Origin of the sequence: Tabrizicola sp. TH137, assembly GCF_002855575.1 — a bacterium.
In the GTDB taxonomy this organism is placed as follows: domain Bacteria; phylum Pseudomonadota; class Alphaproteobacteria; order Rhodobacterales; family Rhodobacteraceae; genus Paragemmobacter.
The window spans coordinates 499,768-520,151 of sequence record NZ_PKRQ01000003.1 but is presented as its reverse complement, the minus strand read 5'-3'; the positions used below and the strand labels follow the sequence as shown (position 1 = coordinate 520,151).

Annotated in this window: 20 protein-coding genes; 16 read left to right on the top strand and 4 right to left on the bottom strand. The window is 66.8% G+C overall.

Going from position 1 to position 20,384, the window contains the following annotated elements:
- The first annotated feature begins 26 nt into the window (after positions 1-26).
- From pal to C0V75_RS12355, 9 genes are all read left to right on the top strand, one after another.
- Entirely contained in the window at positions 27-560 is a 534-nt protein-coding gene (gene pal / locus C0V75_RS12395) for a peptidoglycan-associated lipoprotein Pal (protein WP_101921223.1), read from the top strand.
- 4 nt (positions 561-564) lie between these two features.
- Positions 565-1,407: a tol-pal system protein YbgF gene (gene ybgF, locus C0V75_RS12390; protein WP_101921222.1), complete on the top strand. Its 843-nt coding sequence runs from the start codon at positions 565-567 to the stop codon at positions 1,405-1,407.
- A 41-nt stretch (positions 1,408-1,448) separates the two neighbouring features.
- Positions 1,449-2,645, top strand: a complete 1,197-nt coding sequence (gene tilS, locus C0V75_RS12385) for a tRNA lysidine(34) synthetase TilS (RefSeq protein WP_254216458.1) — start codon at positions 1,449-1,451, stop codon at positions 2,643-2,645.
- Positions 2,646-2,726: 81 nt separating this feature from the next.
- Entirely contained in the window at positions 2,727-4,637 is a 1,911-nt protein-coding gene (gene ftsH / locus C0V75_RS12380) for an ATP-dependent zinc metalloprotease FtsH (protein ID WP_101921220.1), read from the top strand.
- Positions 4,638-4,795: 158 nt separating this feature from the next.
- Entirely contained in the window at positions 4,796-5,395 is a 600-nt protein-coding gene (locus C0V75_RS12375; RefSeq protein ID WP_101921321.1) for an MOSC domain-containing protein, read from the top strand.
- Between the two features lie 183 nt (positions 5,396-5,578).
- Positions 5,579-7,255, top strand: coding sequence for a formate--tetrahydrofolate ligase (locus C0V75_RS12370; protein WP_101921219.1), 1,677 nt, complete (start codon positions 5,579-5,581; stop codon positions 7,253-7,255).
- A gap of 72 nt (positions 7,256-7,327) precedes the next feature.
- A complete protein-coding gene (locus C0V75_RS12365; protein WP_101921218.1) occupies positions 7,328-7,624 on the top strand; it encodes a chorismate mutase in 297 nt (98 codons plus the stop codon).
- Positions 7,625-7,673: 49 nt separating this feature from the next.
- Positions 7,674-8,564, top strand: a complete 891-nt coding sequence (folD, locus tag C0V75_RS12360) for a bifunctional methylenetetrahydrofolate dehydrogenase/methenyltetrahydrofolate cyclohydrolase FolD (RefSeq protein WP_101921320.1) — start codon at positions 7,674-7,676, stop codon at positions 8,562-8,564.
- Between the two features lie 122 nt (positions 8,565-8,686).
- Complete coding sequence (locus tag C0V75_RS12355; RefSeq protein ID WP_101921217.1) at positions 8,687-9,469, top strand: LytTR family DNA-binding domain-containing protein; 783 nt, start codon at positions 8,687-8,689, stop codon at positions 9,467-9,469.
- Here C0V75_RS12355 and pdeM read toward each other — a convergent pair.
- Together pdeM and C0V75_RS12345 are read right to left on the bottom strand one after the other, a co-directional pair.
- Positions 9,462-10,112, bottom strand: coding sequence for a ligase-associated DNA damage response endonuclease PdeM (pdeM, locus tag C0V75_RS12350; protein ID WP_101921216.1), 651 nt, complete (start codon positions 10,110-10,112; stop codon positions 9,462-9,464). The genes C0V75_RS12355 and pdeM overlap by 8 nt on opposite strands.
- 41 nt (positions 10,113-10,153) lie before the next feature.
- A complete protein-coding gene (locus C0V75_RS12345; RefSeq protein ID WP_101921215.1) occupies positions 10,154-12,547 on the bottom strand; it encodes a ligase-associated DNA damage response DEXH box helicase in 2,394 nt (797 codons plus the stop codon).
- Between the two features lie 392 nt (positions 12,548-12,939).
- On the opposite strand from C0V75_RS12345, the gene C0V75_RS12340 reads away from it, so the two are divergent.
- The 5 genes from C0V75_RS12340 to C0V75_RS12320 all read left to right on the top strand — a co-directional run bounded on the left by C0V75_RS12340 (position 12,940) and on the right by C0V75_RS12320 (position 17,727).
- Positions 12,940-13,752, top strand: coding sequence for a TIGR00282 family metallophosphoesterase (locus C0V75_RS12340; protein WP_101921214.1), 813 nt, complete (start codon positions 12,940-12,942; stop codon positions 13,750-13,752).
- Complete coding sequence (locus C0V75_RS12335; RefSeq protein ID WP_254216457.1) at positions 13,749-14,663, top strand: DMT family transporter; 915 nt, start codon at positions 13,749-13,751, stop codon at positions 14,661-14,663. Before C0V75_RS12340 ends, C0V75_RS12335 begins: the two co-directional genes overlap by 4 nt.
- 41 nt (positions 14,664-14,704) lie before the next feature.
- Positions 14,705-16,483: an SLC13 family permease gene (locus C0V75_RS12330; protein ID WP_101921213.1), complete on the top strand. Its 1,779-nt coding sequence runs from the start codon at positions 14,705-14,707 to the stop codon at positions 16,481-16,483.
- A 23-nt stretch (positions 16,484-16,506) separates the two neighbouring features.
- Complete coding sequence (locus C0V75_RS22985) at positions 16,507-16,866, top strand: hypothetical protein (protein WP_158241838.1); 360 nt, start codon at positions 16,507-16,509, stop codon at positions 16,864-16,866.
- A 117-nt stretch (positions 16,867-16,983) separates the two neighbouring features.
- A complete protein-coding gene (locus C0V75_RS12320) occupies positions 16,984-17,727 on the top strand; it encodes a YebC/PmpR family DNA-binding transcriptional regulator (RefSeq protein WP_101921212.1) in 744 nt (247 codons plus the stop codon).
- Positions 17,728-17,793: 66 nt separating this feature from the next.
- Here the strand turns inward: C0V75_RS12320 and C0V75_RS12315 are convergent, their stop codons facing one another.
- Positions 17,794-18,297, bottom strand: coding sequence for a response regulator (locus tag C0V75_RS12315; RefSeq protein ID WP_143710415.1), 504 nt, complete (start codon positions 18,295-18,297; stop codon positions 17,794-17,796).
- Between the two features lie 298 nt (positions 18,298-18,595).
- Here C0V75_RS12315 and C0V75_RS12310 point away from each other — a divergent pair, with 298 nt between their 5' ends.
- Together C0V75_RS12310 and C0V75_RS12305 are read left to right on the top strand one after the other, a co-directional pair.
- Positions 18,596-18,892 carry a hypothetical protein gene (locus tag C0V75_RS12310; protein WP_254216456.1) on the top strand — a complete coding sequence of 99 codons (297 nt, stop codon included), beginning with the start codon at positions 18,596-18,598 and terminating at the stop codon, positions 18,890-18,892.
- 41 nt (positions 18,893-18,933) lie between these two features.
- Entirely contained in the window at positions 18,934-19,500 is a 567-nt protein-coding gene (locus tag C0V75_RS12305; RefSeq protein WP_101921209.1) for a hypothetical protein, read from the top strand.
- Here C0V75_RS12305 and C0V75_RS12300 read toward each other — a convergent pair.
- On the bottom strand, positions 19,491-20,378 hold the full coding sequence (locus C0V75_RS12300) for a LysR family transcriptional regulator ArgP (RefSeq protein WP_101921208.1): 888 nt from the start codon (positions 20,376-20,378) through the stop codon (positions 19,491-19,493). The two genes, C0V75_RS12305 and C0V75_RS12300, sit on opposite strands and share 10 nt — an antisense overlap.
- Between the last annotated feature and the right edge of the window lie 6 nt (positions 20,379-20,384).

Below are 20,384 nucleotides of genomic sequence, written 5' to 3'. Positions count from 1 at the left end.
AAGAACACCAAGAGGAACTCTGATCCATGACCCTTCTTCCCAAGGCCCTTCTCGTGGTTGCCGTCCTTGGACTGGCGGCCTGCAACAATCCTGACCGTTTCGGCGCGGGCGGTGCCGGGGGCGCCGGTGGCGTGGGCGGCGTGGGCGCGGGGGGCATCGGCACCTCGGGCCTCGGCGACCCGAGCGATCCGCGCTCCATCGCCTATTTCAACCAGGCCGTGGGTGACCGCGTTCTCTTTGCCGTGGATCAGTCCACCCTGTCGCCCGAGGCGCGGATGGTGCTGCAAGGGCAGGCGCAGTGGCTGAACGCGAATGCCTCTTATGCCATCATCATCGAAGGCCATGCCGATGAGCAGGGCACGCGGGAATACAACCTTGCGCTGGGCGCGCGGCGTGCGAGCGCGGTGCAGGACTTCCTGATTTCGCAGGGCGTGGCGCCGAACCGGATGCGGACCGTGTCCTATGGCAAGGAACGCCCGATCGAGGTCTGCTCGGACGAGGCCTGCTATCAGCAGAACCGCCGCGCCGTCACCGTTCTGTCGATGGGGGCGGGGGTCTGACGGGATGCGGATGCTTCGCCTTCTGGTCCTGACGGCCTTTCTGCCGGTGGCGGGGTTTGCGCAGGATGCGCAGACCCTGGCCGACATCCGGGCCGAAATCGCGGCGCTTCAGGCCGAGTTCAACACGCTGAAATCCGAACTGGTGAGCACCGGCGCAGCGGCGACGGGTGTGGCCGGGGGCGATGCCTTGCAGCGGATGGACGCGATGGAGGCCGCGCTGATGCGGTTGACGGCCAAGACCGAAGAGGTGGAGCTGAAGCTGAACCGGGTGGTCGCGGATGGAACGAACCGGATCGGCGACCTTGAATTCCGGCTGTGTGAACTGGAAGAGGGCTGCGATATCGCGGCCCTCGGCGAGACGGCGCCGCTGGGCGGCACGGCGGGGGGCGGGGCCGTGGCCCCGGTCGATCCGGCGGTGACGGACCCGGCGGCAGGGGGTGCCGTGGCGGGCGGGCCGGAACTGGCCATCGGCGAGCAGGCGGATTTCGACCGGGCCAAGGAGGTGCTCGGTCAGGGTGACTTTCGCGCCGCTTCAGACCTCTTTGCGACCTTTACCCAATCCTACCCGGGTGGCCCCCTGACGCAGGAGGCGCATTATCTGCGGGGCGAGGCGCTGAGCCAGTTGGGCGACACGGCGGGTGCGGCGCGCAGCTATCTGGAGGCCTTTTCGGGCCAGCCTTCGGGGCCGCAGGCGGCGCCTGCGCTGCTGAAGCTGGGGCAGTCGCTTGGCGCTCTGGGCCAGACGCCGGAAGCCTGCGTGACCTTGCAGGAAGTGGGAACGCGCTTTCCGGGATCGGCAGAGGCCGCGTCGGCGATGTCGGCCATGGCGGGGCTTGGCTGCTCCTGACCCGGGACATCGGGCATATCTTCGGCCAGGCGCTGGGCGCCGTGGCGCGCCAGCCTTTCGGGCTGGCGGTATCGGGCGGCGGGGACTCCGTCGCCCTTCTGCATCTGGCGGTGGAGGCCGGGTGCAGCGTCGCGGTGGCGACGGTGGATCACGGATTGCGCGAGGAGGCGGCGGCGGAGGCGGCGGCCGTGGCGGCGCAATGCGCGCGCCTCGGCGTGCCGCATGAGGTGCTGCACTGGCGCTGGGACGGGCGGGGGAACCTCGCCGATGCGGCGCGGCGCGGGCGGATGGCGATGCTTGCCGGATGGGCGCGGCGCGCGGGGCTGTCGGCGGTGGCGCTGGGCCATACGCAGGATGACGTGGCCGAGACCTTCCTGATGCGGCTGGCCCGCGATGCGGGGGTGGATGGGCTGGCCGCCATGGCAGCGCGGCGCGAGGTCGAGGGAATGCTGTTCCTGCGGCCACTGATCGGGATCGCGCGGGCGGAACTGCGCGGCTGGCTGCTGGCGCGCGGGCTGGACTGGGCGGAAGACCCGACGAATGAGGATGCCGCTTTCGCCCGGGTGCGGGCGCGGCGCGCGGTGGCGGCGATGGCCGATGCGGGTGTGGCGTCCGAGCAGATTGCGGCGCTGGCCTTGCGGATGGCGGATGTGCGGGCGGCGCTGGAGGGGGCGACGGCGGAGGCGGCAGCGCGGATCGCGCGGCTGGACCGGGGGGATGTGATCCTTGAGGCGGGTGGTCTGGCGCAAATGCCGGTGGAGTTGCGGCGGCGGCTGATGCGGGCGGCGGTGATGTGGATCGGATCGGCGGAATATGGCCCAAGGGGCGCAGAGCTGGAGCGGTTCATCACGGCGGCGCTGGAGGGGCGAGCGGCGACGCTGGGCGGCTGCCGGATGACGCCGGGGCGCGGCCGGCTGCGGATCACGCGCGAGGCGCGGGCGGTGGCCGGGCTGGAAGTGGCGGCGGATCAGCCGTGGGACGGGCGCTGGCGGCTGACGGGGCCGGAAAACGGCGGGGATTCCAGCGGCTTGACGATCCGCGCGCTGGGCCTTGACGGGCTTGCGCAACTGGCCGGTGCGGAAGGGGCGGCGGTGCCGCGCCTGTCACTGCTGGCATCGCCCGCCGTGTGGCGCGGCGAGGCGCTGGTCGCGGCCCCGCTGGCGGGTCATGGCGCGGGGTGGAGCGCGGCCTGCACTGCGCCAAATGGCGCACTCTCTGCGGCACCTTTATCGCATTGAACCGCCGGGGTTTATCTCTATCTTAGCTAGCAACGGGTCACGGGCCGTTTCTGGTGCCGTGGCGGTATGAGGAGGCATTTCGTGGGCAACGCACGAAACATCGCATTCTGGGTCGTTCTGTTCCTGCTGATCCTGGCCCTGTTCAACCTGTTCAGCGGGAACCAGTCCACGATGTCGTCGCGGACCTTGTCCTATTCGGAATTCATCACCCGCGTCGATAGCGGCGAGGTGCAGAGCGTGACGCTGGATGGCGAGCGCGTTCTGGTCCGGGCGCGGGACGGATCGCAATATGTGACCATCAAGCCCGAGGGCGAGACGCTGACCGACCGGCTGATCGCCAAGGGCGTGGAGGTGAAGGCCGAGGCGCAGGAGCAGTCGGGCTTCATGTCCGTGCTGGGCATCTGGTTGCCCTTCCTCGTGCTGATCGGGGTCTGGATCTTCTTCATGAACCGCATGCAGGGCGGTGGCCGGGGCGGCGCGATGGGCTTTGGCAAGTCGCGCGCAAAGCTGCTGACCGAAAAGCATGGCCGCGTGACCTTTGACGATGTCGCGGGCATCGACGAAGCCAAGGAAGAGCTGGAAGAGATCGTGGAATTCCTGCGCAATCCGCAGAAATTCAGCCGTCTTGGCGGCAAGATTCCGAAGGGGGCGCTGCTGGTCGGCCCGCCCGGCACCGGCAAGACGCTGCTGGCGCGCGCCATCGCAGGCGAGGCGGGCGTGCCGTTCTTCACCATCTCGGGTTCCGACTTTGTCGAGATGTTCGTGGGTGTGGGTGCGTCCCGCGTGCGCGACATGTTCGAACAGGCCAAGAAGAACGCGCCCTGCATCGTCTTCATCGACGAGATCGACGCCGTGGGCCGTGCGCGGGGCGTGGGCATCGGCGGCGGCAATGACGAACGCGAGCAGACGCTGAACCAGCTTCTGGTGGAGATGGACGGGTTCGAGGCAAATGAGGGTGTGATCATCGTCGCGGCCACCAACCGCAAGGATGTGCTGGACCCCGCGCTGCTGCGCCCGGGCCGGTTCGACCGGCAGATCCACGTGCCGAACCCCGATATCAAGGGGCGGGAAAAGATCCTTGGCGTGCATGCGCGCAAGGTGCCGCTGGGGCCGGATGTGGACCTGCGCACCATTGCACGGGGGACGCCGGGCTTTTCGGGTGCCGATCTGATGAACCTTGTCAACGAGGCGGCGCTGATGGCGGCGCGCGTCGGGCGGCGCTTCGTCACGATGGAGGATTTCGAGAACGCCAAGGACAAGGTGATGATGGGGGCAGAGCGCCGGTCGATGGTGCTGACGCCCGACCAGAAGGAAAAGACCGCCTATCACGAGGCGGGCCACGCCATCGTGGGCATGAACATGCCGAAGTGCGACCCGGTCTATAAGGCCACGATCATCCCGCGTGGTGGCGCCCTTGGCATGGTTGTCAGCCTGCCCGAGATGGACCGGCTGAACATGCACAAGGATGAGGGCAAGCAGAAGATCGCCATGACCATGGCGGGCAAGGCGGCCGAGATCATCAAATACGGTGAGGAAGGCGTGTCGTCCGGCCCTGCGGGGGATATCCAGCAGGCGTCTTCCTTGGCCCGTGCCATGGTGATGCGCTGGGGCATGTCGGACAAGGTCGGCAATATCGACTATGCCGAGGCGCATGAAGGCTATCAGGGGAACACCGCAGGTTTCTCGGTTTCGGCCCATACGAAGGAGCTGATCGAGGACGAGGTGAAGAAGCTGATCGACGAAGGCTATGAAACCGCGCGGCGCATCCTTCTGGAGAAGGCCGACGATTTCGAGCGTCTGGCCAAGGGTCTGCTGGAATACGAGACGCTGACCGGTGACGAGATCCGCAAGGTGATCGCCGGCGAGGCGCTGGGTGGCGATGACGATGCCGACAAGCCCGCCTCGGGTGGTGGCACCCCGTCGATTGCGGCGATCCCGAAGACGCGGCCCAAGACGCCGAAGGCCGGGCCGGAGCCCGAGCCGATCGTCTGAGCCCTGTCCGACCTGTGCAGCATGCAAGACCCCGGAGCCGTGAAGGTTCCGGGGTTTTGCTTTGTGCGGCCCTGGCCATGCCGGGGGCTTGCGACGGTCTGGCGGGCGGTGGAGGATGATGCTGTCCTGTTGGAGGACGGTCCAGCTTCGAGGGAATGATGCCTGTCCTGAAACCGACCGATTTCGCCGCGCGCATCGTCTGGCTGGGTCTGGTGCGCGACCGGGAGGCGGCGCTGGCGGCGGAACCGGTGGCGCAGGTGGTGGCCGGCTTTGCCGGGCCGGAGGGCGATGCCCATGCCGGGGTGACGCGCGCCTCGTGCAGCCGGGTGACGGCGCAATATCCCAAGGGGACGGTGATCCGGAACACGCGGCAGTTTTCCATCCTGTCGGCGGAAGAACTGGCCGAGATCGCGGCGCGGATGGGGGTGGCGGAACTGGACCCGACGCTGGTGGGGGCGACGATGGTGGTGGAGGGCATCCCCGATTTCAGCCATGTGCCGCCCGGCAGCCGCTTGCAGGCGGCAGGGGGCGCGACGCTGGTGGTGGATATCGAGAACCGCCCCTGCATGCTGCCCGCCCGCCCCATCGAGGGGCGGCATCCCGGTTATGGCGCGAAGTTCAAGGCGGCGGCGGCAGGGCGGCGCGGGATCACGGCCTGGGTGGAGCGGGAAGGCACCTTCGCCCTGGGCGAGGCGCTGCGCCTGCACATCCCGGATCAGCCGGTCTGGGCGCATCTGGACTCTGCACGGTCGGGATGATTTCCCATCGGTGAATTTAGTTTCACCGCGGAAAATTCCCTTCGGCGGCGCCTCCAGTTTCCGATCGGAAACGCCCGGTGGCGAATCTGGGGGCGGAAATGTCGGAAAAGCCACTCGCATCGCCCGTTTCCCCCGGTATCACGTCGGAAACGGGGGATGAACCCCGCGAAGGGAGCATGGGATATGGCCGTCAAGACCGACATCGAGATTGCGCGCGAAGCGAAGAAGAAGCCGATCATGGAGATCGGGGCGAAGCTGGGCATCCCGTCCGAGCATCTGCTTCCCTATGGCCATGACAAGGCCAAGGTGGGCCAGGAGTTCATCAAGAGCCTCGCAAGCAAGCCGGATGGCAAGCTGATCCTCGTGACGGCGATCAACCCGACCCCGGCGGGGGAAGGCAAGACGACGACGACGGTCGGTCTGGGCGATGGCCTGAACCGGATCGGGAAGAAAGCAGTGATCTGCATCCGCGAAGCCAGCCTCGGCCCGAATTTCGGGATGAAGGGCGGCGCGGCGGGCGGCGGTTACGCGCAGGTCGTGCCGATGGAGGAGATGAACCTTCACTTCACCGGCGATTTCCACGCGATCACCAGCGCGCATAACCTGCTGTCGGCGATGATCGACAACCATATCTACTGGGGCAACAGCCTGGATATCGACGAGCGCCGCATCGTCTGGCGCCGGGTGATGGACATGAATGACCGCGCGCTGCGCGACATGGTCGTGTCGCTGGGGGGCGTGTCCAACGGCTTCCCGCGCCAGACGGGCTTTGACATCACCGTCGCCTCCGAGGTCATGGCGATCCTTTGCCTGTCGAACGATCTGGATGACCTGCAAAAGCGGCTGGGGGATATCGTCGTCGCCTATACCCGCGACAAGAAGCCGATCTATTGCCGCGACCTGAAGGCCGATGGCGCGATGACGGTGCTGCTCAAGGATGCGATGCAGCCGAACCTGGTGCAGACGCTGGAGAACAATCCGGCCTTCGTGCATGGCGGGCCCTTTGCCAACATCGCGCATGGCTGCAACTCGGTCATCGCCACCAAGACGGCGCTGAAGCTTGGGGAATATGTGGTCACCGAAGCGGGCTTTGGCGCGGATCTCGGGGCCGAGAAGTTTTTCGACATCAAGTGCCGCAAGGCGGGGCTGAAGCCTTCGGCGGCGGTGATCGTGGCCACGGTGCGCGCGATGAAGATGAACGGCGGCGTGGCGAAGGCCGATCTGGGGACCGAGAATGTCGAGGCGGTCAAGAAGGGCTGCCCGAACCTGGGCCGCCATATCGCCAATGTGAAATCCTTCGGCGTGCCGGTGGTGGTGGCGATCAACCACTTCTACAGCGACACCGATGCCGAAATCGCCGCCGTGAAGGCCTATGTGGCCGAGCAGGGGGCGGAAGCCATCCTCTGCAAGCATTGGGCGCAGGGGTCGGCGGGGATCGAGGATCTGGCCAAGAAGGTGGTGAGCCTTGCGGAATCCGGCGTGTCGAATTTCGCGCCGCTCTATCCCGATGAAATGTCGCTCTTCCAGAAGGTTGAGACGATTGCCAAGCGCATCTATCATGCCGATGAGGTCATCGCCGACAAGTCGATCCGGGACCAGTTGAAGACCTGGGAAGCGGCGGGTTACGGGCATCTGCCGGTCTGCATGGCGAAGACGCAGTATTCCTTCACCACCGATCCAAATCTGCGCGGCGCGCCGACGGGCCATTCGGTGCCGGTGCGCGAGGTGCGGCTGTCCGCGGGTGCGGGCTTCATCGTGGTGATCTGCGGTGAGATCATGACGATGCCGGGCCTGCCCAAGGTGCCGAGTGCCGAGGTGATCCGCCTGAACGATCAGGGCCATGTCGAGGGCCTGTTCTGATCTGATCTGTCGCGTTGCCCTTTCGGGTTGGCCCCCTTACATGGGGGGCAACCTGAGAGGGGACGGGATGGCATGAAGAGGCCGGAAGACTGCACCACGATGGCCGATATACGGGCCGAGATCGACAGGCTGGACGAGGCGCTGGTGGCGCTGTTCGCCGAGCGGACCGCCTATATCGACCGGGCGGCGGCGATCAAGGAAGAGATCGGCTTGCCCGCGCGGATCGAGGATCGGGTGGAGCAGGTCGTGGCCAATGTGCGGCGTCATGCGGCGGCCCATGGGTTGCCGCCCGACAAGCTTGAAAAACTCTGGCGCAAGCTGATCGACTGGTCGATCGAGCGCGAGGAAGACCATCTGCGGAAAGGGTGAGGTCGCGGCCCGCCCCATCCGCGCAGGACAGACGGAAGGGATGGGCGCGATGGGTGCCAAGGTGATCGACGGCAAGGCCTTTGCGGCGGATGTGCGGGCGCGGGTGGCGGCGCATGTAGCGCGGCTGAAGGAAGAGCAGGGAATCGTGCCGGGGCTGGCCGTGGTTCTTGTGGGCGAGGACCCGGCGAGCCAGGTCTATGTGCGCAACAAGCATGCCTCCACCATCGAAGTGGGGATGGCGAGTTTCGAGCATCGCCTTTCGGCAGAGACGGGCGAGGCGGAGCTGCTGGCGCTGATCGACAAACTGAATGCCGATCCGGCGGTGCATGGCATCCTTGTGCAATTGCCGCTGCCGGGGCATCTGAATTCCGAACTGGTCATCAACCGGATCGACCCGGCCAAGGATGTGGACGGGTTCCATATCTCGAATGTCGGGTTGCTGGGGACGGGGCAGAAGTCGATGGTGCCCTGCACGCCGCTGGGCTGTCTGATGATGCTGCGGGATCATCATGGGAAGCTGGCGGGATTGAATGCGGTGGTGGTGGGGCGGTCGAATATCGTGGGCAAGCCGATGGCGCAGCTTCTGCTGGGCGATAGCTGCACGGTGACGATTGCGCATAGCCGGACCAAGGATCTGGCCGAGGTCTGCAAGCGGGCGGATATCCTTGTTGCGGCCGTGGGGCGGCCCGAGATGATTACCGGCGAGATGGTGAAGCCGGGCGCGACGGTGATCGATGTGGGGATCAACCGGATCGAGCGCGACGGCAAGGCCAAGCTGGTGGGGGATGTGCATTACGACAGCGCCGCCGCAGTGGCGGGTGCGATCACGCCGGTGCCGGGCGGGGTGGGGCCGATGACGATTGCCTGCCTGCTGGCCAATACGCTGACCGCCTGCTGCCGCGCGAATGGCCTGCCGGAGCCGGAGGGCCTGACGGCCTGATCCCAAGGGATGCGAGGCTTTCCGCCGATCGCGAAAGAATCCCCGCCCTGTGGCGCATGGAGGAGATTGCCCCAAGCCTGCGGCGCTGTTAGCGTTTTCTGGAAGTTGAGGGCTGTGGGGACATGTCCGCATTCTTGTCGGAATGGAAGCGCGATCTGCTGAACAGGCGGACAGGCGCGATGTGGGGCTTTGCGACCCTTATTGCCGCCATCACGGGGCCGATGGGCAGTTACGAGAACTGCTCTTTCGATCACCGGCTGGTTCTGTGGGGGCTGTGGATCGGGCTGTTTGCCGTGATCGCCACGGGGGCGCGGGCCTTTGTGCACAGCGTGCTGGACCTGCGGGATTTCCATCGCGGCGGACTGCTGACCGCGGTGCTGGTGGCCTGCGGTGTGGCCTTTCCGGTGAATGCGATGAACCTGCTGGACGTCCTGCCGGTGGTGGACGGGCCCTATCTGAATGCCGGATTGCCCGAGATCGCGGCGATGGTGTTCGTTGTCAGCCTGGCCATTGCCGCCCATCATGATTTCGGGCGCGGCGCGGTGTCGCCCCTGCCGCCGGTGGTGCCGTCGGTCCCCGAGGAGGCGGTGGTCCTGCCGCGGATCGTGCTGCGGCTGGAGCCTGCCTTGCGGGGGGCGCTGGTTTCGCTTTCGGTGCGGGATCATTACGTGGATGTGCAGACCCTGGCGGGGCGAGGGACCCTGCTGATGCGATTCGGCGATGCGATGGCAGAGGTGGGCCCGGTCGAGGGGGCGCAGGTCCATCGGTCGCATTGGGTGGCCTGGGATCGCGTGATGGGGCTGGAGCGGGGCGAGGGGCGGCTGATGCTGGTGATGGCCGAAGGGCCGCCTGTGCCGGTGAGCCGGAACCATCGCGAGCGTCTGGTGGAGCGCGGGCTTATCTGAGCGGGAGCGGCACGGGCAGGGCGCGGGCACCGGTGAGGATGGCCAGCGCGGGCGGATCGAGAAGCGCAGTCAGCGCCGGATCATCCACGGAAAGACCGCCCGTATAGAGGCCGAAGGCGGGCAGGATCAGCCGTTTCGAATCCAGCAGGAAGCAGGGGCGGGCCGCGCCCTTGAGGCGGAGTTTCGGGTGGTAATGGCCTGACACTTCGTGCTTTTCCGAACGGTCCGCGATGTGGCGGAAGGTCAGCGGGCCAAGTGTCACCTGCGCGCGGTGGGTGCCGCCGATTTCCACCGGGCCTGCATCATGGTTGCCTTCGATCCAGGTCCAGTCTCGCCCGGCCATCAGGCGGGCAAGGCGGAGGCGGGCTTCTTCCTCCAGCCCCCGGACGGCGGCGAGGTCGTCGAAACTGTCACCGAGGCAGATGACTGTGGCGGGGGCGGTGCGGTCCACCTCGGCCTCCAGCCGATGCAGGGTTTCCCTTGTTTCATAGGGCGGCAGCAGGGCGCCGCCGCGCCGGGCGAGGCGTTCGGATTTGCCGAGGTGCAGGTCGGAGACGCAGAGCAGCCGCTGCGCGGGCCAGTAGAGCGCGCCGGAGGGCAGGGCGTGGAGCGTTGCGCCGGACAGGGTGAAGGCGTGGTGCATGGGGCGAGGTTTGCCCTGTGGCGCAAGGGGTTGCAAGCGGGTCAGGCGAGGCCGGCCTCTTCCATCAGGCGGCGGGCGGCCTCTTCCACCATCCTCTCGCGGCCGGTTCCGTGGACGGGGATGCGGCCGGGTTCGAGGAAGAGGGGGGCCGCAAGGGGGGTGACGCGGGGCAGGCGGATGAGGTCGATGCGCCCCTCCACCCGGGCGAGCATGTCTTCGATGCGGGAGAAATCGACGAGGCCGCGTTCGGCCTCTTCCCGTGTCACCTGAAGGAGCAGGTGGTCGGGGTCGTATTTCCGGAGCGTGTCGTAGAGGATGTCGGAAGAGAAGGTGGCCTGACGGCCTGTCTTGCGGCGGCCCTGGTTGGAGCGTTCGATGAGGCCCGCGATGATGGCGGTGGCGCGGAAGGTGCGCTTCATCACGGCATTGCCGGAAAGCCAGGTTTCCAGCCCTTCGCGCAGCGCGGCGAGGTCGAAGAGGGGGGCGGCATCGGTGACGGGATCGAGGCCCCAGATCAGCGTGGCGTAATCGGTGGCGACGAAGCCGAGGGGGGCAAGCCCCTGTTCCTCCATCCGTTTTGTCACCAGAAGGGCGAGGGTCTGCATCGCGTTGCGGCCTGCGAAGCCATAGACGCAGAGATGTTCGCGCCCGTCATGGGGGAAGCTTTCGACAAGCAGGCGGTCAGGGCTTGGCAGACGGCTGACCTCGCGTTGCAGGGCGAGCCATTGGGCGGTGTGGGCGGGCAAAGCGGGCCATGCATCCTGTTGGAAGAGTTCGAGTATCCGCTGGGTGAGCAGGGTGGAGGTGGCGAATTTGGTGCCGTTGAAAGTGGCGACTTTCGGGTCGCGGCCGGGTTGGCGGGTGACTTCGACGGTCATTTCGCGCAGGCCTTCGTAGCGGACGATTTCGCCGCCGATGAGGAAGGTATCGCCGGGGGTGAGGGTGGAGGCGAAGCCTTCCTCGACCTCTCCCAAGGGCGTGCCGCCGAAGCGGTTCTTCAGGCGGACCTTAAGGGTTTCGGTGTCGATGATGGTGCCGAGATTCTGGCGGATGAGCGCCGCGCTGCGCGGATCGCGGAGCTGCCAGAGGCCGTTTTTTTCCTGTAATCTCTGCCACTTGTCATAGGCGCGGAGGGCATAGCCGCCGGTGGCGCAGAAGTCGAGGCAGGCGTCGAACTGGGGGCGGGTGAGGGTCGCGTAGGGGCCTGCCCTGGTAACCTCTGTGAACAATTCGTTAGCGTCGAACGGCCCGGAGGCCGCGGTCATCAGGATGTGCTGGCAGAGCACGTCGCGGGGGCCGGGGCCGCGCGGTTCGCCGTCCAGCGTGTGATCGCGGACGGCGTCGAGCGCGGCGCGGCATTCCACCACCTCGAAGCGGTTGGCGGGCAGAATGAGGGCCTTGGAGGGCGCGTTGTAGCGGTGGTTGGCGCGGCCGATCCTTTGCACGAGGCGTTTGACGTTCTTCGGCGCGCCGACCTGGATGACGAGATCGACATCGCCCCAGTCGATGCCGAGGTCGAGCGAGCCGGTGCAGACCACGGCGCGAAGCTGGCCCGCGGCCATCGCGGCCTCCACCCTTTCGCGCTGTTCGCGGGCGAGAGAGCCGTGATGGATGCCGATGGGAAGGCCATCGTCGTTCTGTAGCCAGAGATCGTGAAAGAAAAGCTCTGCCTGCGCGCGGGTGTTGTGGAAGATGAGGGTGGTGCGGTGGCGGCGGACTTCATCGAGGATCGCGCGCATGGCATAGCGGCCGCCGCCCCCGCTCCAGGGTGGGGGGGCTTCGGTTTCCAGCATGGCGATATCGGGGTCGGGGCCGGGGTCGGCTTGCAGGATGTCGCAGCCGGTGGGGGCGAGGAAGCGGGCCAGCGCGGGCGGGTCTTCGACTGTGGCGGAGAGGCCGACGCGGCGGAGGCCGGGGGAGAGGCTTTCGAGGCGGGAGAGGAGCAGCATGAGCTGGTCGCCGCGCTTGGATTCGGCGAGCGCATGGAGTTCGTCGATCACAACCCGTTGGAGGGATTGGAAAATGCGGGGGGCGTCTTCGTAGGAGAGGAGGAGGGCGAGGGATTCCGGCGTGGTGAGCAGAATATGCGGCGGGTCGGCGCGCTGGCGGCGGCGCTGGGTATAGGAGGTGTCACCGGTGCGGTCTTCGATCCGGATGGGGAGGGCGGCGCCTTCGACGGGGGTGCGCAGGTTGCGGCGGATGTCGGCGGTGAGGGCCTTGAGCGGCGAGATGTAGAGGGTGTGGAGGCCGTTCCGGGGTGTTTGGCCCAGTTCGGCGAGGGTGGGCAGGAAGCCTGCCAGCGTCTTGCCGCCGCCGGTGGGGGCGATGAGGAGGGTGGCGGGGTTGGCGGCGCGGTCCAGCATGGCCTGCTGGTGGGGGTGGAGGGTCCAGCCCTTGGCGGCGAACCAGTCGGTGAGGGGAGGGGGCAGGTGCATGGGGGAATGGTAGGCTGCGGGCCGGGGCGGGGGAAGGGGGCGGGGGAGCGAAAGGTTTTCGTGTTTTCGGGGGGTTGGCCGAAAACGGCTGTGCCGGAAGTTGTGCCGCTTTCTGTGCAGCAAAGTGTACATACAAATCTGGGGAGGGTGGGGTGGGGAAAGGGGGTTAAGGGTGCGGTGGTGCACAAGAGCAGGGGCGGGGTGAACCCCGCCCTACGGCGAAGGTCGGGCGGGGGCGTGTCGCCGCGACCGGGGAAGGTGAGTATTTGGGCCAAGATGAAGTGGCAGGTCCGGCCCCCTGGGACACGGGTTTCGCGCCCGGGCCGGATTTGCGACGGCGCGGGGTCGGGAACGGGATTGCCGTTTCCGGTGGCGCGGCGTAGGGCGGAGGGATGCGGATCCTTTTCCTTGGCGATGTGATGGGGCGGACGGGGCGTGCGGCGATCACCGCGCGGCTGCCGGGCTTGCGGGCGGACTGGGCGCTCGATTTCGTGGTGGTGAACGGGGAGAATGCATCGAGCGGGGCGGGGCTGACGCCGGATCATGCCAAGCTGATCCTTGCGGCGGGGGCGGATTGCATCACGCTGGGCGATCATGCCTTTGACCAGAAGGACATGTTGAGCTTTATCGAGACGGAGCCGCGGATCATCCGGCCGCTGAACTTTTCGAAGGTTGCGCCGGGGAAGGGGTTCCGGGTGTTCACCGCGACGCAGGGGCGCAAGGTTCTGGTGGCGCAGGTGCTGGGTCAGGTCTTCATGAAGCGGCCTTTCGATGACCCGTTTTCGGCCATCGAGGGCGTGCTTAAGACCCATGCCCTGGGTGCTGCGGTGCAGGCGGCGGTGGTGGATGTCCATGCCGAGGCGACGAGCGAGAAGATGGGCATGGGGCATTGGTGCGACGGTCAGGCCTCGCTGGTGGTGGGGACGCATACCCATGTGCCGACGGCGGATGCGATGATCCTGAAGGGCGGCACGGCCTATCTGACGGATGCGGGCATGTGCGGCGATTATGACAGCGTGATCGGGATGGAGAAGATGGAGCCGCTGCGCCGTTTCGTCACCGGCATGGCGAAGGGGCGGTTCGAACCGGCGGAGGGGGAGGCCACGCTGTCGGGCGTCTTTGTGGAAACCGATGACCGGACGGGCAAGGCGCTGCGGGTGCAGCCGGTGCGGGTGGGCGGGCGGCTGGCGGAGAGCGCGCCGTGACCGCGCTGGCCGTGACCGACCGGCGCTGGTTCCATGTGGCGGTGCTGCTGTGCCTGGGGCTTGGCTGGGGCATGACCCAGCCGCTGGGCAAGATGGCGACGGAGGACGGGCAGGGGCCGTTCGGGTTGATCTTCTGGCAGCTGGTGGTCTGTGTGGTGGTGCTGGGGGCCCTGTGCCTGCCGCGGGGGAAGGGGCTGGTCTTCACGGCGCCCGCGCTGCGCTTTTATGTGATCGTGGCGGCGCTGGGGACGCTGATCCCCAATGCGACCTTCTATCTGTCGGTGGCGCGGCTGCCATCGGGGGTGATGTCGATGATCATTTCGGCCGTGCCGATGATCGCTTTTCCCATCGCCGTACTGATGGGGATGGAGCGCTTTGCCTGGCTGCGCCTTCTGGGCCTCTGTCTGGGGCTGGCGGCGGTGGGGATGCTGGCCGCGCCGGGGGCGGTGCTGCCGGAGGCGGCGATGGTGGCCTTCCTGCCGGTCGCGATGGTGGGGCCGCTCTGCTATGCGCTGGAGGGGCTGTATGTCGCGCGCTATGGCACGGCCGGCATGGACCCGGTGCAGGCGATGTTCGGGGCTTCGGTCACGGGGCTGCTGGCCTGTCTGCCGGTGGCCTTGGTGACGGGGCAGATGTTCGATCCCTTTGCCGATTTCGGGCGGGCGGAGCTGGCTTTGGCCGGGTCTTCGGCGCTGCATGCGGTGATCTATGCGGCCTATGTGTGGCTGGCCTTCCGGGCGGGGGCGGTGTTTGCGTCACAATGTTCCTATATCGTGACGGGAGCAGGAATTTTCTGGGCGATGGTGCTGCTGGGAGAAAGATTTCCTCCTTCTCTCTGGCTTTCGCTTGTTTTGCTTCTCTCCGGTGTGGCATTGGTCAGCCCGCGGGCGCGGGCGGATCGGGGAGACTGACCCGTCCTTCGGCGCCTGCGAAGGGTTGTGACGGGGGCGGGATGTTCGGTTGGGAATTGGCGGCGGCATGGCAGCCCTGGGTTGCCATCGGAATCCTTGCGGGGATGTTCGTGCTGTTCGTGCGCGAGACCTATCCCGTCGAGGTGACGGCGCTGGGCGGGGCGGCGATGATGCTGATCCTTGGCATCCTGCCGGTGCGGGATGCGACGGCGGTTCTGTCGAACCCGGCACCCTGGACCATTCTGATGATGTTTCTGGTGATGGGCGGGCTGGTCCGGACAGGCGCGGTGGAAAGCGTCGTGCGAATGGCCGAGCGGCATGTGGGCGGGCGGCCCAAGACGACCATCGTGGTGCTGTTCGGGATGATCGCCGCTGCCTCGGCCTTCATGAACAACACGCCTCTGGTGGCGGTGATGATCCCCGTGGTGATGCAGCTTGCGGTGAAGATGCGGACGGCGCCGTCAAAGCTGCTGATCCCTCTGTCCTACATGACGGTGCTGGGGGGTATGATCACGCTGATCGGGACATCGACCAACCTTCTGGTGGATGGGGTTGCGGCGGAGAACGGGCTGGAGCATTTCTCGATCTTCGAGATCGCGCCGCTGGGCATCGCGCTGGCGGTGGCGGGGGGGCTTTTCCTGGCGATGACGGCGGAGAAGCTGTTGCCGGTGCGGCAGAGCATGGGCGTGCTGCTGAGCGACCGGCGCAAGATGAAGTATTTCACCGAGGTCGCCATTCCGGAGGACAGCCCGCTGATCGGGCAGGCGGTGCTGGAGATCGACCTGTTCAAGCGCGACGGGGTGCGTCTGATCGACGTGCTGCGGGGGGATGCGTCGCTGCGGCGCGACCTTCAGCCCGTGAAGCTGGAGGCCGGGGACCGGGTGGTGCTGCGGACGGAGATGACGGAACTGCTGGGATTGCAGGGGCGCAAGGACCTGCATCTGGTGGACAAGCTTTCCTCCACCCGGACGGAGACGGTGGAGGTGCTGATTTCCCCCGGCTGCCGGATGGAGGGGCGGCGTCTGGGCGAGCTGCGGCTGCGGCGGCGCTATGGCGTCTATGTGCTGGCGGCGCATCGGCGGAACCAGAATATCGGGCGGCAGTTGGATGACCTGATCGTGCGGGTGGGGGATACGCTGCTGCTGGAAGGCGCGGTGGAGGATATCCAGCGGCTGGCGGCGGATATGGACCTGGTGGATATCAGCCGCCCGTCGATCAAGCCCTTCCGGCGGGCGAAGGCGCCCATCGCGGTGGCGGCGCTGGCAGGGATCGTGCTTTTGTCGGCGCTGGATGTGGCGCCGATCCTGCCGCTGGCGCTGCTGGCGGTGGCGGTGATCCTGATCACGCGCTGCGTGGATGCGGAGGAGGCCTTTTCCTTCGTGGACGGGCGGCTGCTGGCGATGATCTTTGCCATGCTGGCGGTGGGCGAGGGGCTGGACCAGTCGGGCGCGGTGGCCCTGATGGTGGAGGCGGTGGCGCCGTCGCTGGCCGGGCTGTCACCCTTTCTTCTGGTGCTCTGCGTCTATTTCCTGGGACTCGCGCTGACCGAGTTCCTGTCGAACAATGCGGTGGCGGTGATCTATACGCCCATCGTGATCGAGCTGGCGCAGTCGCTGGGGGTGGATCCGCGGCCCTTGGTGGTGGCGGTGATGTTCTCGGCCTCGGTGGCCTTTGCGACGCCGGTGGGGTATCAGACCAACATGATGGTCTATGGGCCGGGCGGATACCGGTTTTCGGACTTCATGCGGGTGGGGATACCGCTGAACATCCTGACGGGATTGCTGGCTTCGGCGCTGATCCCGGTGATCTGGCCCCTGTGACGGGGTGTTGTGAGGGGATTGCGATGCGGCTTGCGGGTCTGGGTCTGGGCGTGCTGCTGGTGGCGGGCTGTGCGGGGCTGATGCAGCCGCCGGTGCCGCAGGCGGCGCGGCTGTCGGCGGAGGTGCTGACCGTGACGCTGGCGGATGGCACGGTCTGCCGGGCGGATTGGGCGGCGGCAGGCGGGGCCGGGCGGCTGGAGCCCTGCGGGCCGGGCTATGACTACCGGGTGACGGTGGTGGAGCGGCCGAACCTGCTGCGCCAGTTCTGGAGCGGGCTGACCCAGGCGCTGGGGGCGGAGGGCGTGGTGCCGCCGATGGCGAAGGTGGAGATCACGGGCGGCGGGCGGTCCTGGGCGTTCGTGTCGCCGCCGCCGGTGGAGTGATCCCGGGGGAGGATGGGCAGGATTGCCCATCCTACAGACCGTCGCGCGGGGTTGCCGTTCCCCGTGCGGCTTGTGTATAGGACGCCATCACCCCGCAGGGATATCGGAGCAAGGGTCATGGCAGGCCATTCGAAATGGGCGAACATCCAGCACCGCAAGGGCAAGCAGGATGCGATCCGCTCGAAAATGTTTTCCAAGCTGGCGAAGGAAATCACCGTCTCGGCCAAGATGGGCGATCCGGACCCGGAGAAGAACCCGCGTCTGCGTCTGGCGGTGAAGGCTGCCAAGGCGGTGTCGATGCCGAAGGATGTGATCGAGCGCGCGATCAAGAAATCGCAGGGCGGCGATGCGGCGGATTACACGGAAATCCGCTATGAGGGCTATGGCCCGAACGGCATCGCGATCATCGTCGAGGCGATGACCGACAACCTGAACCGCACGGCATCGAATGTGCGGTCCTATTTCACCAAATGCGGCGGCAACCTTGGGCAGACCGGATCGGTGAGCCACGGCTTTGACCGGGTTGGCGAGATTTCCTATCCGGCCAGTGCCGGATCAGCGGATGACGTGATGATGGCGGCGCTGGAGGCGGGGGCGGATGACGTTGAATCCGACGAGGAGGGGCACTGGATCTATTGCAGTGTCGAGGCGCTGTCGGATGTGTCGGACGCGCTGGAGGCGGGTCTGGGGGAATCCACCGAGTCGAAGCTGATCTGGCGGCCGCAGACGCGGACCGAGGTCGATCTGGAGACGGCGCAGAAGCTGATGAAGCTGATCGACATGCTGGAAGAGGATGACGATGTGCAGACGGTGACGCACAATTTCGACATCCCCGACGCGGTGGCGGCACAGCTGGGCTGAGGCGCGGCCTCGGGTGGTTGGAGAGGGGGGCGGTTCCGGAGGGGCCGCCCCCTTCTGCCATTCGGATCAGCGCGACTGCATCCGGCCGAAGCGGCCTTCGTGCCAGAGATCGTGGTTCTTCGTGGCGATGGAGAGCGCCTCGATCAGGCTCTTGGCGGTCAGTGGCGCGCGCAGGGTGACATCGCAGATCGCCTTGCGTTCGGTGGAGAAGTCCGACTCGGCCACGCGGGAGGAGATCATGATGATCGGCAGTTCGGGGGCGAAGCGGCGCAGGCGGAGGCCGAAGTCGATCACCGTGCCGTCATCGCCGAGGAAATCGGCATCCACGAAGGCGATGTCGAAGGCCGTGGCGTAGCGGTCGAACCATTCGAGCGGGAGGCCGCGGATCGGCATGATCGAAAGCCGCGCACCGCAGGCGTCGAACCAGTCGAGCAGCGGGTCGAGCGGGCTGCCCGGAAGGGAGCAGAAGGCCACGATACGGACCGGGGCGACCGGGGCATGGGCCCTGGAGGTGACAGGGGGGGCGGTGACGATGGTGGGACGGAAGGCCGTTGTCTGTTGGTTGGACAATTGAACACCCATAGCGCTGAAGAACTCCGGAAAGTCAGGGTAAAACCTGACCGGGTTCGATGAAGGGGCTATGGCGCTAGTCCCGCGGAATACTGTTTCAGGCGAACACACACATTAACATACACGTATTAGTTGTTGATTTCTTTCCGTTTGTCAATCCTTCGCGTATAATTTGCGCTCTGAGGGTTTTCTGTCTCCCAAGGAGACACAGAAACATTGCGAGCAATTCGCGCGGGAATTAAGCTATACGAAGGTATTGACGCCGGGATGGCGTGTCACACGGGACGGCAGGGACGTGGTGAATATCAAGAGCGTCGCACAGTTGCGGGCACTGCTTTTCGAGATGGAACGGTCTCTTGGTCTTGTTGACCTCTCGCCGAATGAGCGGGATGTGCTTTATGCGATCAACGAAGTGTCGAGCGGGTCGCCCAAGAAGGCCCGGTCGGAGGCGATCCGCAATCATCCTCTGGCTGCTGCCATTCCGCAGGCGACCTATCATCGTGCCTTGAAGAGCCTTGTGCAGCGCGGGCTGGTTGCCCATGCGCCTGACACGCGGGCCGGGCATTACGTGCTGCCGGACAGCATCGAAGGCTGACCGGGCGGGTCTGAAGGGCGAGCCTTCAGGGAGGAGGATGGATGCGTTTGCATCCCGTGCAGGCTGGCCTGCATTTTGCCGCGGCATCCGCCGCGATGTTCATGGCATTCGTGCTGTGTGACGGGCTGAACCATCTGGCGCGGCTTCAGGCCCATCTGACCCCGCAGCCCCATGCGGTGTTCCTGCCGCATGGCGTGGCGGTGGTCTTTGCCTGGATCTATGGCTGGGCGGCGATGCCGCTGCTTTATCCGGCGGCGCTGGTTTCGGCCTGGCTGCTGATCGGGTCGGCGGTTCTGGAGCCGCTGAACATGCTGCTTCTGGGGATCAAGCTGGCGGCGGTGTCGCTGGCTTTCGATCTGTTCCGCTGGGCGGGGCAGGATGCGCGGGGCGTGGGGCAGGCGGCGAACTGGAAGATGCTGGTGGCGGTGGGGCTGGCCGGATCGCTGATCGGGAATGTGCCGCGCGTGGCGGTGGGCCCGTGCTGCGACGGCATGGCGCCGGGCGAGAAGCTGGGCACCTATGCCGATGTGGTGGCGGGGGACATGGCGGGGCTGATCTTCGTGCTGCTGGCGGTGATGCTGGTGTTCCGGGCGCTGCGTCACGGCTGACGGAGTGCCGCCCGCGCCTGGGCGAGAAGCGCGCGGGTGAGCGGCGCGGTGGCCGGGGCGGTGAGGCGCGCGAATTGCCAGTAGAGCGCGACGTCAAGCGGGTGGTCGGGGGCGAGGTCGATCAGCGCGCCATCGGCGAGGGCGGGGGCGATCAGCGGTTCGGGGTTGAGGCACCAGCCGAGGCCCGCGCGGCAGGCCTCTACGAAGCCATGGGAGGAGGCGAGTCGATGCGAGGGAAAGCCCGCCCGGCTGGCCTGGCCGCCGGTCATCCGATCCACCCAGACATGCTGGAGCCGGTCCTTGTCGGAAAAGGTAAGGGCCGGGGCGCGGGTGAGGGCCGGGGGCGTGGGGCCATCGGGCATCCAGCGTTCGATAAAGGCAGGCGAGGCGGTGGCGCGGTAGCGCAGCGCGCCGAGGGGCAGGGTTTCGCAGCCTTGCAGCGGGCCGGGATGGGAGGTGATGGCCCCGGCCACCTCGCCCCGGCGGAGCCAGTCTTGCGAGACGTCCTGATCGTCGATGACGATGTCGTAGAGGAAGCCGTCGGTCGCGGCGAGGGCGGGGATGACCCAGGTGGCGAGGCTGTCGGCATTGACCGCGATGCGCAGGGTGGCGGGGCCGGGGGCGATGCCGGGAAGATCGGCGGCGAGGGCATGTTCCAGAAGCGCCACCTCGTCATGGTGGCGGATGAGGCGGAGGCCGGTATCGGTGGCGGTGCAGGGCGTGCCGCGCCGGATGAGGAGCGTGCCGATGCGTTCTTCCAGCGCCTTGAGCCGTTGCGAGATGGCGGAGGGGGTGACGTGAAGTTCGGCCGCGGCAAGGTCGAAGGAGCCGCGGCGGTGGATGGCGGCGAGGGCGGCGAGCTGGGCCGGGTCTAGCATTAGCGT